10 protein-coding genes and 2 pseudogenes are annotated in these 13,096 nt (G+C 59.3%); 11 read left to right on the top strand and 1 reads right to left on the bottom strand.

What is annotated here, in order from left to right; all coding sequences use genetic code 11:
- The first annotated feature begins 43 nt into the window (after positions 1–43).
- From A5652_RS24040 to A5652_RS29295, 11 genes and pseudogenes are all read left to right on the top strand, one after another.
- On the top strand, positions 44–865 hold the full coding sequence (locus tag A5652_RS24040) for a mycofactocin-coupled SDR family oxidoreductase (RefSeq protein WP_067357888.1): 822 nt from the start codon (positions 44–46) through the stop codon (positions 863–865).
- Between the two features lie 269 nt (positions 866–1,134).
- Positions 1,135–1,812, top strand: a complete 678-nt coding sequence (locus A5652_RS24035) for an SDR family oxidoreductase (protein ID WP_369805864.1) — start codon at positions 1,135–1,137, stop codon at positions 1,810–1,812.
- A gap of 129 nt (positions 1,813–1,941) precedes the next feature.
- A complete protein-coding gene (locus A5652_RS24030) occupies positions 1,942–2,298 on the top strand; it encodes a nuclear transport factor 2 family protein (protein ID WP_067357885.1) in 357 nt (118 codons plus the stop codon).
- Positions 2,299–2,707: 409 nt separating this feature from the next.
- Positions 2,708–3,541 carry a helix-turn-helix transcriptional regulator gene (locus A5652_RS24025; RefSeq protein WP_067357881.1) on the top strand — a complete coding sequence of 278 codons (834 nt, stop codon included), beginning with the start codon at positions 2,708–2,710 and terminating at the stop codon, positions 3,539–3,541.
- Between the two features lie 329 nt (positions 3,542–3,870).
- Positions 3,871–5,109, top strand: a complete 1,239-nt coding sequence (locus A5652_RS24020) for a cytochrome P450 (protein WP_067357878.1) — start codon at positions 3,871–3,873, stop codon at positions 5,107–5,109.
- 11 nt (positions 5,110–5,120) lie between these two features.
- Entirely contained in the window at positions 5,121–6,314 is a 1,194-nt protein-coding gene (locus A5652_RS24015; RefSeq protein ID WP_197514089.1) for an acyl-CoA dehydrogenase family protein, read from the top strand.
- A gap of 282 nt (positions 6,315–6,596) precedes the next feature.
- Positions 6,597–7,745, top strand: coding sequence for an NAD(P)/FAD-dependent oxidoreductase (locus A5652_RS24010; protein WP_067357873.1), 1,149 nt, complete (start codon positions 6,597–6,599; stop codon positions 7,743–7,745).
- Between the two features lie 689 nt (positions 7,746–8,434).
- Positions 8,435–9,694: a hypothetical protein gene (locus A5652_RS24000; protein WP_067357866.1), complete on the top strand. Its 1,260-nt coding sequence runs from the start codon at positions 8,435–8,437 to the stop codon at positions 9,692–9,694.
- Between the two features lie 139 nt (positions 9,695–9,833).
- Complete coding sequence (locus tag A5652_RS27215) at positions 9,834–10,775, top strand: SDR family NAD(P)-dependent oxidoreductase (protein ID WP_082984052.1); 942 nt, start codon at positions 9,834–9,836, stop codon at positions 10,773–10,775.
- A 386-nt stretch (positions 10,776–11,161) separates the two neighbouring features.
- The gene (locus A5652_RS23995; RefSeq protein ID WP_067357862.1) at positions 11,162–11,632 is read left to right on the top strand and encodes a DUF2834 domain-containing protein; all 471 of its coding nucleotides are present in this window, start codon (positions 11,162–11,164) and stop codon (positions 11,630–11,632) included.
- 410 nt (positions 11,633–12,042) lie between these two features.
- Positions 12,043–12,846, top strand: a pseudogene (locus A5652_RS29295) (adenylate/guanylate cyclase domain-containing protein); the annotation flags it as partial.
- Positions 12,847–12,972: 126 nt separating this feature from the next.
- Here A5652_RS29295 and A5652_RS27915 read toward each other — a convergent pair.
- Positions 12,973–13,096 (bottom strand): annotated as a pseudogene (locus tag A5652_RS27915) (adenylate/guanylate cyclase domain-containing protein); the annotation flags it as partial.

Below are 13,096 nucleotides of genomic sequence, written 5' to 3'. Positions count from 1 at the left end.
TTACGCTGCGCAACAGGACAATTAACCAATAAGGAAACTAAAAATGGGATTGCTTGAGAACAAGGTGGCGTTTGTCACCGGGGCTGCGCGAGGACAGGGGCGTAGTCACGCTATTCGGCTGGCGGAGGAGGGCGCGGATATCGTCGCTATCGATGTGTGCGAGCAAATCGATTGCGTCCCTTATCAGATGGGCACCGCCGATGAATTGGAGCATACAGCCAAAGCGGTCGAATCGTTAGGGCGCAGAATCTTCACGAGTGCGGTTGATGTTCGCGATCTATCGGCATTGCAGCGCGTCGTGTCCGAAGCAACGGATGACCTCGGGCCGATTAGCATTGTTGTAGCCAATGCGGGAATATCCGCCGTGGGTACCCAAGAGTCTGATCTCGATAAGGTGTTCCGGACTGTCATCGATGTCAACCTCGTGGGCATATGGAATACGGTTATGGCTGCCGCTCCGAGTATGCGTGAAGCGGGCAACGGCGGAGCGATCGTGCTCACCAGTTCCACGCAAGGTTTAAAGGGCACCGGCGGGGATGGCACCGCGGCGGCCAGCGGCTACGCCGCGGCCAAACATGGTGTTGTCGGCCTCATGCGATCGTTTGCGCACTGGCTGGCCAGGGACAATATTCGTGTCAATACCGTGCATCCGACGGGGGTCGAAACGCCCATGATCATGAACGAAGCGGTCGGCACATACTTAGCCGAGAACCCGCAAGTGGCACAAGCGACGGTGAATCTTCTGGACGTGTCGTTCGTTCAGCCGGCAGACGTAAGCCACGCGGTCGTGTGGCTGGTCAGTGATCACGCCAAATACGTTACCGGAGTGACCCTTCCGGTGGACGCAGGGTTCTGTGCTCGATAAGGCTGCTGGCAGTCCGGGCAGTGCGACAACACCACTGTGAGAGAAACCGCGACAAGCTCGCCCATTAATCCCACACCGTCTGCTGAAAAAACTGACACCAACTAAGTAAACAAGAGATGCCAGCATGGGGATGCTCGAGAGCAAGGTGGCGTTTGTGACTGGGGCTGCGCGAGGACAGGGGCGTAGTCACGCTATTCGGCTGGCGGAGGAGGGCGCGGATATCGTCGCTATCGATGTGTGCGAGCAAATCGACTGCGTCCCTTATTCAGATGGGCACCGTCGATGACTTGGAGCATACAACCAAGGCCATCGAATCCTTGGGTCGCAAGGTCGTTGCCCGAAAGGCCGATGTGCGCGATATGTCGGCGCTACAGCGTGTCGTGTCAGAAGCAACGCAAGGCCTCGGTCCGATCAGCATCGTGATAGCCAATGCAGGGATATTTGCGCCGGGTACAAAAGAGCCAAGTGCCGAAACCGTTTTCCGGAATGTACTCGATGTCAACCTCATTGGCGTGTGGAACACGGTTATGGCTGCCGCTCCGAGTATGCGTGAAACGGGCAACGGCGGAGCGATCGTGCTCACCAGCTCCACGGCGGGACTCAGAGGCGCCGGCAGTGATGGCACCTGCCGCGGCCAGCGCCTATGTCGCGGCCAAACATGCGTGGTCGGCCTCATGCGGTCCTTCGCACATTGGCTGGCCAAGGACAATATTCGCGTCAATACCGTCCATCCGACAGGGGTTGAAACGCCAGTGATCATCAATGAGACGGTTAGCGCATATCTAGCCAACAACCCGGAAATAACACAAGCAACGGTGAATCTTCTCGAGGTGCCGTTCGTTCAGACTGCAGATATCAGCGACGCGGTCGTGTGGCTGGTTAGCGACTACGCCAAATATGTTACCGACGTCGCCCTTCCGGTCGACGCAGGATCATGCGCTCGATAGATGCTTGGCAATACTGCAAACGCGAGAACCAACCGCGAGAGTCGGGTCGCGACTCACCGTCTGACGGAGTCTGCGGCACAAACGGCAAAGTTTGACTAAAACCAACGACGAGCAAGCTTAGGAACCGACATGACGAATCCACAGTCCATCTTCGCCCGAATCGACGAGGGGGACGCTGATGCGTTCGCGAAGCTTTTCGCGCGGGACGCCACCATGACGTTCGGAAATGGCGAACCTATGAGAGGCCGCAACGCCATCGCGAGGGGCAGCGCCGCCTTCTTAACGAGCATTGCCGGGCTACGCCACCGTATCGTCAACCAATGGGTCGTCGGTGAGGACACCATTGCTGAGGCAGAAGTGACTTATACGCGTCACGATGCCAGGGAGGTGACGGTCCCTACAGTGTCGATTTGGCGGTCCGCAGGGGACGGCTCGATTACTAACTACCGCGTTTTTCTCGATCTGACTCCGGTCTTCACGTCGTAGCCGTCGAGGCTTTCAGTCGATGTCAAACGAAAAGCATGGCTGTCGGATTGGGTCACGATAGACCGATCTACTCGCGGATCGCTAGTGATATGTGTCTTGTGTCTTCAACACAGATCGTCCTCGCTCACGTTAGGGGCCCGTATACGCGGACGCACTGTTCAACCCGACTGAGTAACGGCAAGCGTCCCCTACCCGATCGGTTGACAATCCACAAGGAGGATTTCGTGCCTGATGCCAGCGGCCCAGCGACCAAGTCGAAGGTTGCTACGGTTCGGTTGAAGTTTCGCGCCACGGCTGCTTTGGACAAGGCGCCGATCGAACGGCTGGTAACTTCATTGGCCGACAAAGTCGGCTCTAAACGTTGCTATGACCCTCACTGCGAGAAACCAATTCGGTGAGCTCTGGAAACATGCTGGGTCAGCCAGCATCCGATGGGCATCCACTCAACCAGACCACCCTGGCGCAGTTTCTGCGTGCCCGCCGAAGTCGGGTCCAGCCCGCTGATGTCGGTATGCCCGCTGGCGGGCGCCGCAGGGTGGTAGGACTTCGAAGGGAGGAAGTAGCGGTGCTGGCTGGTATCAGCACCGATTACTACCGACGGCTGGAGCAAGGCCAAGAAGACAACCCATCGGATCAAGTGCTTGACGCTATCGGTAAAGCGCTGCAACTCGACAACGACGGCGTTGCGCACATGCGAAACCTAGTGCGCCAAAACCTGATCGCCGGACAGATAGACCCAGTGCAGATGCCACATCCCGCAATCGGCGATCTGCTTGAAGGTTGGCCATTGACCGCAGCGCACGTATTTGACCCCGGAATGAGGGTAGTCAGCGCGAACAAACTCGCCGAAGCACTGTCCCCACATCATGGGATCGGAGCGAATACGGTGCGAGCAGTGTTTCTCGCACCGGAGATGCGGCCCTTCTTTCGCAACTGGGAGAAACTGACAGCATGGACGGTCTCCTTCCTCCGCGCCATGCTTGGCCAAAGACCCGACCCGGCTCTGATCAACCTCGTGGACGATTTGAATACTTACAGCACGCGGTTCCGTCAGTTGTGGGCCCAGCACGACGTCACCCAGGAGACACCTGGATTGATGCTCATTGATCATCCGCAGGTAGGACCCCTGGACCTGAACTATCAGCAGATGCTGCTGTCGGGCACCGCCCATTGGCTGATCATTTACTGGGCCGAGCCTGGATCCGCGTCGGAAGCCGGCCTTCGGCGCCTGGTCAGTAGATAACCCTAGCTGCCGCGCAACCGGGAATTACACGTCCTGGATAACTCCGATCGACGGCTGCACTATCGGAATATGAGTCAGTGCGCGGTCTTGAAATGCCTGCACCCGTGGCGGATTCGTGGACGCCTGGCCGTCGTTCGTTCCACACCTGCGCGATCTGTATCCGCGTCTACCGAGCAATCGCCAACTCAAAACGTCCTGGACTTAGACGACGCGCTCCAACTGATACAGCGATACCCAACTCCAGGCGACGCAGCCATCGGATACACGCTTCACAAGCGGTGAACACAGGCTAGGCCTCGCCAAACACCCTCTCTCGAAAGACAATCAAAATGAAACGCTTTTGTCGCGAACCTAAGCCAAACGTCGATCTGATCGACGGCAAATTTTACGCCGACGGATCGGCACGCGAGGCGTATCGGTGGATGCGAGCCAACCAACCGGTTTTCCGCGACCGCAACGGGCTAGCGGCGGCGACGACACATCGGACCATTATGGATGCCGAACGAAATCCGGCGGTATTTTCGAGCGCGGGAGGGATCCGACCGGAGTACCCAGGAATGTTTTACATGCTCGATCTGGATGATCCCGCGCACTTGTTACGCCGCAGACTCGTCAGCACCGGCTTTTCCCGCAAGGGTGTGCTCAGTAAGGCGCCTTCAATCAATCGGTTGTGCGACAACCTCATCAACGCAATTTGCGAGCGCGGGGCATCCGATTTCGTCCGCGATATCGCCGCACCGTTACCGATGGCGGTGATAGGAGAAATGCTTGGGGTGTTGCCTGAGGACCACGGCATGTTGTTGAGATGGTCAGAGGATCTGATGACCGGACTGAGCTCAGCTGCAGACGACCAGAGAATGCAGGCGATGTTGGGAGCGTTCGGCGCGTATACGTCGTACACCATGGATATCATCGCCAAACGTCGTGACGACCCGACCGATGACCTGTTTAGCGTTCTCGTCAATGCCGAAGTCAACGGGCAGCGACTGACCGATGACGAAATCGTCTACGAGACATTGTTGATCCTAATCGCCGGGGACGAGACAACTCGGCATACATTGTCAGGCGGCTTTGAACAACTTCTCCAGCACCGCGACCAGTGGGGTCGGCTGAAATCCGATCCGGACCTGCTTCCCGGCGCGATCGAGGAAATGCTGCGGTGGACTTCACCGGTGAAGAACATGTGTCGCACACTGACAGCCGACATCGACTTTCACGGAGTACGTCTGTGGAAGGGTGAGAAGATCATGTTGATGTTCGAGTCGGCCAACTTCGACGAAACTATATTCGGCGACCCAGACAACTTCCGCATCGAGCGAACACCCAACAACCACTTGGCATTTGGATTTGGGACTCATTTTTGTCTCGGCAACCAGCTTGCGCGGCTGGAGTTGTCAATTATGACGAAACGCCTCCTGCAGCGACTGCCAGACCTCCACCTGGCTTACAGCCCTGAAGCACCTTTGCGCGCCGCCAACTTCGTCACCGGGCCGCAATCGATGCCGGTGGCCTTCACACCAACCCCGGCCGTCTCCACAGCGCAAAACTATGCACATGAGGGGATTTGATGAGGACTGGCTTGGCTTCTCAGCAGCAAGAAGAGCGTCCGTCACATCGTGAGCTTGTCGCCCGAGCCCATGCCTTGCAACCGCTGTTGGATGCGCATGTCGCAAATGGTGAGCTATTGCGCCGACTGCCGGACCCCGTGAGCGATGCGCTGACCGAGGCGGGCATGTTTCGGCTCCTCACGCCGCGGCACTTTGGCGGCTACGCCGTCGATCTGCGCACGGTGATCGAAGTGACGGAAACGATAGGCATGACGGACGGGTCAGCGTCGTGGCTGGTATCGGTCGGTTCGGCTGCGGCCTGGATGATCGGGCAGCTGTGCTCCCCACAACTTCAGCAGGAGATTTTCGGTCGCTGTCCCGACGTTCGGTTGGCTGGGGTGAGCTCTCCCGGGTCGGCCCGGCGTGTACATGGCGGTCTATGCATCAGTGGACGGTGGTCGTATGCGTCGGGTGCCTACCACGCAGACTGGGCATTGTTGGCCGTTGTCGTCACTGACGGACCGGACGAACCGATAGATGCGATGTTCTGTGTCGTCCCGGCGGAACAGCTGCGTCTGGAGAAGAGCTGGAACACCGTTGGCATGCGTGGAACGGGCAGCGATACCTGGATTGCCGACGAGGTGTTCGTTCCCGGTTACCGAACGATTCCGATGAGCACGGTAGCCGACGAGACACCGCGGGTGGCAGGCGACCAATCGATGTTCCGGCTGCCGTTCGCACCGTTAGCGACACTGTTGGTGGTTGGGCCGTTGCTGGGACTAGGGAAGGCCGCCCTGGAACTCGTTATCGGCAAGGCGCCGACCAAGGCAATCCATGACACATTTATCTCTCGGCAAAGCGAGTCGGCTGGCGTACAGATCCAGATCGCTGAAGCAGCATTGAGATTGCGTACTGCCCAGCTGCACGCCTACGACATCGCCGCTACCCTGGATGCCGCCGCCGCGGCAGGAGAACTCGTGACATACGTTGTGCGTGCGGAGGTACGGGCGCGAGCCGGATACCTGGCCCAGCAAGTCCTTGATGCCACATCCGTTTTGGTAAATGTGCACGGTGCAGGGAGCTTCGGAGAATCAAACCGCATGCAACAGTATTGGCGTGATGCGAACACCGCGGCTCGGCATTCGGGTCTTCAGCCCGTTGTTGGCTACGAAGTCTATGGCAAGGCGCTACTGGGCATCGAAGAGCGGATCAGCCCCAGTGTCTGACGCCAAGGGAAAATGTTGTGATTCAGTACGGCGCAGCCCTTTCGTCGCGTGAATTCGTGTTCCGCTTCCGAGACCAAATGGAACGCCTCGACCATGACGCCTCAGCCCGCAGATATAAGCGACGTGGCCGTTTGGCTCCTCACCGCCAAGCATGTTATCGACGTGATGCTTGCGAATGGTTCTTGCAGGCGTCGCGAAGCTGTTCGCGGCGAAGGCCATGGCCAATGCGATCCTCGCGGTTTGACCGGGCGGGAACGGCGATCGAGCGGGAAGTCACACGCGATGTCTGAGCGGGTGGTGATTATCGGTGCTGGCCCCGCGGGGATTTCTGCCGCGCTTAGCCTGAAGGACAAGGGAGTTCGGCCGTTGCTCGTCGATCGAGCCGATGCGGTGGCGGCGTCGTGGCGCGGTCGGTATGACCGGCTCAGGCTCAACACCGGCCGGCAATTTTCCCACCTACCCGGGCGGCGGTACCCGAAGGGCACTCCGGTCTATCCGACGCGTGACCAAGTCGTTGAACACCTGGACCGGCACGCGCGCGAGGATGGCATCGAACTACACCTCAACACCGCGGTTGAGCGCATCGACCAACACCGCGCGGGGTGGCGGTTGACAACCTCGAACGGCGACCTCGACGCCCGACATGTCGTGGTCGCGACGGGTTACCTGCACACGCCCTTCATCCCGAACTGGCCGGGCGTCTTCAGCGGTGAGCTGTTGCATTCAGCGAGTTATCGAGACCCGGTGCCGTACGCACACAAGCGTGTGTTGGTTGTGGGGTCGGGATCGTCGGGCATGGAAATCGCCCATGACCTGACTACAGGCGCAGCCACCAAAGTGTGGCTCTCAGTGCGAACTCCACCAAACATATTGCCGCGTAAGGGGCCCGCCGGACTGCCCAACGATGTGCTATCCATTCCGTTGTTCCATCTGCCCTCGCGGATGTCGGACGTGATCTCTGCGGCCGCGCGCGGTCGGGCGTTCGGCGATCTCAAAGAATTCGGTCTGCCCCTTCCGCAGGAGGGCCCGTTCGCGAGAGCCCACCGGCTACACGCCGCACCGACAGTCATTGACCCCGAAGTCATCGACGCCGTGCGCGATGGATCTATCGAGGTTGTCGGGGCGGTCAGCGCGCTAGAGGGTGCACAGGTGGAGCTGGTCGGCGGTGCACGGATTCAGCCCGACGTGATGATCTGCGCAACGGGGTATGGGCCGGGCCTCGATCCGTTGGTCGGACACTTGGGCGTGCTCACACCCGATGGCGTACCGGTCATGCTGGCGCCGTCGGCTGCCGCCGAGGGCCTGTACTTCCATGGTCTGCTGAGCCGCCCGGCGTTAATCGGCTACCTAGCCAAACAATCCCGAATGCTGGCCAAGCGCATCTCGCAAGACCGCCGACCTACTGCACACGAGCTGACGGCGCGATTTTAAGCGGCCTGGCTCCGGTTGAAGCCACACGGGCTACATCCATGTCACAGTGTCATCGTTCGTCCCGACTAAAATTGGCTGCTCTGAATGAGATTCAGCCGGCGATCGGCGCTGCCAAGGACGCGCGGACGAAGTCGATTCCGCGGGTTATGGCGCTGCGTCGCGGGGTTACACCCCGCGATCGCCAAGTGCAACAGCACGAATAGCAAGACCGCGGACCGGCATAGCACTCCGACGATGCCCGTAACATTCGGCAGCGGCGACCGGGAGGCCGACCGGTAGGCCATCGCGACGGACAGCGGAGAGTTGTTGACGAATACCGCATGCCCCGCTGTGGGCACTTGCGAAACCGCCTCACCATCGATCGATACCACTCACGCGTGAATCGTCCACTCAGAAGCGGGCCGAGCCGCAACGCTTCAGCCATTACGAAACGGTCCTGGCCTGGATCAGGCCGTCACGTAGGCCTGAATCAAGTTGATATACAGGGGCGTTGGAGGCTGTTTCGAAGCTAGGACTAACACGTCCTGGATATCCCCAATTTACTGCTCCAATATCGGAAGCAGGAATCAACATCCATTCGTCAGACACCCGTGGGGTCTGCGGTAGGGCACAAATCACCACGGCATGGCCAAGCAATAATCATCAACCACATGATCGTGAACCACGATAGATAACTGAAGGCCCCGCTCATGCTCAATGCAACTGAGTATTCAAGCAGCTCTGTAGATCTGGTCCGACCTGTCGGCGCCTTCGAACGTCTATTCTTCCGCTACGGCATGCGAAATCCGGTGCATTTTACAGTCATCGCAGAGTTCGGTACGCGCTTGGACATCGATCTCGTACAGCAGTCGCTGCTCGCGGCGCAGCGGCGGCACCCGCTGTTGTCTGTACATGTCGAGGATCGACCAGGGACTCGGCTAGGGTTTTATCGCCCGAAATGCGTTGCGCCCGTTGATCTCGTGGTCAGAAGATGCGAGGACAGCAACTGGGCACCTTTGGTGAGTTCGGAGCTCACCCGGCCCTTCGATTGCGCCCGCGCGCCGCTTATCCGGGCCGTGGTTGCAATCAACCCAATGGTGTCCGCCTTGCTCTTGACATTCGACCATACGGTGGCAGACGGCATTTCGTCGATGGTAGTCCTCCGCGACGTTGTCGATGGACTGAGCGGCTCACCGATGACGCACTTGCCGGTTCCGGCTTCGCAAGAGCAGCTGATCGACCTAATGTTGCCCCGCATCGACGAGTTCGACGACTCGAAGATCGCATCTGATGGCCAATCACCGTGTCCGAAGTCGCTGCGCCTTTTCGACGAGGTACCGACGCAAGTTCAGGCGTTGGAGATGAGTGCGTCTGAAACTGCCTGTCTGGTGCATCGGTGCCATGTTGAAGAGACGACCGTGCATGGGGCTATCGTGACTGCGGCGTGTCGCGTGCGCAGCTTGGATCATGGCGAATACTTTCCCGTTCGGGTTGAATCACCTATCAATTTTCGATCACATATCAATGTTGTGGATGACTGCGCAAACTACTTCATGGCGAGCCTGACGGAGGTGCTCCCCTGGGAGAATCTCTTTTGGGACGTTGCACGTATTGTCTCCGAGCGGTTAGCCGTATTGCGATCACCCCGCGCAATCGTACTGAGCTCCCAGCAGATTCGTCAGGCCATGCCTGTCGACGCAGGCGCCGGCGATGCTGAAAGGCTCTTCGCCAGCGTCATGCCCCACGATCTATTGATCACTAACCTTGGCGTACTTCAGATCCCCGAACAAGCAAATATTCGGCCCACGGCTATTTGGGGTCCGTTCACTCAAGGACACATAGAGGGCGAACATGTCGTAGGTGTGGTCACCTACGACGGCAAGTTACGAATGACTGCATGTGGCTATAACCTGAAACCCGGCTTCCTCCAGCGTGTTTCAGATTATATGACTCTCTTCGCGGGGCGGTAATGAAAAGATCAGCTCGCTCCGGAGTGCACATTAAAGCGAAAAGCACTGCGGCAGGCAGGCGTAGGCGCCTGGGCCGAAACTAAGACCTCGGCAGGGTTACAGAAATCTGATTTGCAGGGAGTTGCGCGTGATTGGTTCAATGAGACGTCGCCCGGTTCGTGCCCAAAAATGGACTGCCGCACGCATACCAGACCAGAGCGGACGTGTCGCTATTGTGACGGGGAGCAATAGCGGCCTGGGCTACGCAACCGCAAAAGCCCTGGCCGACCACGGCGCTCACGTAGTCCTAGCAGTGCGCGACGTCGAGAAGGGTCGAGCTGCCGTACGAAGTATGTCTCGGGACAATCCCTTGGCTGACTGCAGTGTGCAGAGAGTCGATTTGGCCGACCTAAACTCGGTGCGGACAGCAGCTGACGAACTTAAGAGCCAGTATCCGGACATCGGTCTGTTAATCAATAATGCGGGCGTCTGCTGGACTCCCTATATGACTACCGCGGACGGATTTGAACTCCAGTTCGGGACGAATCATCTTGGACACTTTGCACTCACCGGTCTGCTGTTGGCTCACATGCTTCCGGTACATGGTTCCCGAGTGGTCACAGTCAGCAGCAAAGGCCACACTTATCTCGCACCCATGCACTTCGAGGATCCGCAGTGGAAACGCCACCGTTACAACAGATTCAAGGCATACGGACAATCAAAGCTCGCCAACCTGCTGTTCACTTATGAGCTCAATCGCAGGCTAACAGCTTCCCGATCGCCCACTATCTCCGTGGCTGCCCACCCGGGGGTCTCGGGCGGCACTGATCTCGGTCGCTTCATTCCTTTCGTGTCAACCGCCTCTGCGGTGCTCGCGCCGTATCTGTTCCCGACCGGCGCCGAGTTCGGCGCGCGACCGACGCTACGAGCAGCGACCGATACCGCTGTGCGCGGCGGCGAGTACTACGGTCCCGACGGGTTCGCGGGTCTTCGCGGGAACGCGGCCATTGCTGAATCAAGCCGTCGATCACACGATGAAGTAGCGCAGCGGCGCCTATGGTCTGTGTCGTCGGAGCTCACTGGCGTCGTATATCCGATATGACCGCGCGGTCAGTACACATGAATTGGCCTGCAGCAAGTCAGTTTCTACAGCAGCACCCGCGGTTGCCGCTGCGGTGTGTGCAGCACCAATACCAACGCAATCGCTACCCTCGCCAGCGCGGGCTTACGGCCCACTCACCTGCCCCTTGGAAGCCAAGTGTCGTTAATTCTCCGCCTGTTTCGCCACCTGACGGTTTGAGTAGTCGAAGCCGTGCGCCGAACTGGCCTACCGCGCCCGACGCTGTCGAACGTCCCGCTTGACGACAGGGGGACCGCTTGTGCCGAAATCCTCGACGAGCCGAGGCATGTAGCGAGCACGCCGGGACCACCGGAAAAGACTGACAGAAAGAGGCCCGTGCTAGTTCGCTTCCCCTTAGCGTGAGACTCATGACAACAGCTGACCGGGCCGACGAAATCGGCCAAGCCTCATCCATGCCCATTTCCCGCAAAGTCCTCTGCGGCGTCTATGGCGTTATCGCTATCGCTGCGCTCATTGCGACGTGGAGTCAAATCGGCCCGTACCTGCACTCACCCGCCGACTTCTTGGGCACGTTCTGGCGCGACGTGAAGGTCAACTCGGCCTCTAGATTTATCGCTGCCGATGCCCTGATGTTGGCTTTGAGCGCCACCATCCTGATGGTTATCGAAGCCAGGAAACACAACGTGCGATTCGTATGGCTTTACGTCGTTGGGTCGTTCTTCATTGCCGTCAGCGTCATGTTTCCGCTTTTTCTGATTGCGCGCGAACTACGCATCGGCGCCTCTGAGGCGCCACCCCTCCGCTCAGTTGACACCATCCTGCTAGCTGTAGTTGCCGTTGCCGCAGCGGGCTTGACGACCTATATAGAACTTGGGTGAGCCTTTGAAAGGCATTCTCATCAGGGGGTATGCAAATCTCGGTAAGCGGCCCTCCGGACGAGCGTTATGGCTACGGCAGTCTTTCGCCCACGAAAATGCTGTCTCACATGTGAGACTCAAAAATCGGTTGGCGAAATCTGGGGCGGGCCCTCGACTCCGTATAGGCGCCCTCGCTCCCAAGATGTTTGACCCGCTGCAAAGTTAAGAGCAACAAATGACCCTGGAACACCGACGCACCCGGTACTCCCGCGGGTGCCGCTGCGCGGTGTGCAAGGCCGCCGAGCGCGACTATCAGCCCAATCGCTACCGACGTCAGCGCGGGCTTCCGGTCGACCCGCCGTACCTCCCGAGGCTTCCGAGCGGCACGGCGAGCAGCCACCGCCCGCTGACTAACCGTTTAGTCTCCGGTCATGGATCGCATCTGGCAGTGGGCGTGGGATCGGTACGGGCCAAGGTATTCCTGGGTGATGTACGTGGTGGGGTTCGTTATGCAGCTGACGGTTTGGCTGATTTCGTCGTCCGTCGTTGTTGCGTTCGAGAAGTCCGACCGCTACGCCGTGGCCGCCGCTATCACTGTTGTCGCCGTGGCCGTCGAGGTGTATGTGCTGATCTTGCCTGGCTTGGGGCACATTCGTCATGTGGAGCGGTGGGCCGCCGGCCGTAACGTTGATCCCGAAAGCACGTTGGACGCTACCTACACCTTTGGTCGGCGGGCGGTCTCTCGATTTGTGGCGGTGACCGCTGTTTGGCCTGCCGCCCTGTTGGTCGTCGTCGGCGCAATTGCTGGCGGGACCTGGTCGCGGCTGGTCCAGTACGCGATCCTGGCCGCCGCGCTCGGAATTGGCACCGCCATGACCGGTACGCACAGCGTCTTAGAAGGAGCGCTGCGACCGGCCCGGGCCGCCATTGCGGGTGACACGGGAATCGGCGACGCTTTGCCCCGGTCCCGTCCGACGTTTGCAACCTGGTCGAACCTGTCCATGGTCGCGGCCGCGTTCACGTTCGCAGTCGCCGGTGCGACGTGGGCCACCGTGCTTAATCAGGCCAGTGAGAACCCGGTGCTTTGTGTCGTGATCGGATGTGCATTGACAATCTTCATTGCGGTGCCGTTCACGGTCGGCTCCCTTTTCTCGCCATCCTTGCTTCCGATTCGCGACCTCGCCCAAGCCACCGACCGTGTTGCGGCGGGCGACTACAGCCAGCGTGTTCCGGTGGTTCAAGACGACGATCTCGGCGCACTGGCGGCATCGTTCAATCGCATGCAGGCGGGTTTGGCTGAACGACAACGGCTTCAGGCCGCGTTCGGCACCTACGTCGACCCCACCCTCGCCTCACGGCTACTCGAACAAGGCGTTAAGCCGGGTGACTGTGTCTTCGGCGGAGTTCGCCTCGGCGAACGGGGTGAAATCCCTTACGTCGACGAACATCACGGTCACCTCGCGGCGCTCGCCCGTGAATATGTCG

It is taken from the genome of Mycobacterium sp. 1165178.9, assembly GCF_001673555.1.
In the GTDB taxonomy this organism is placed as follows: Bacteria; Actinomycetota; Actinomycetes; order Mycobacteriales; family Mycobacteriaceae; genus Mycobacterium.
This window is presented reverse-complemented; position numbering and strand designations above follow the sequence as displayed.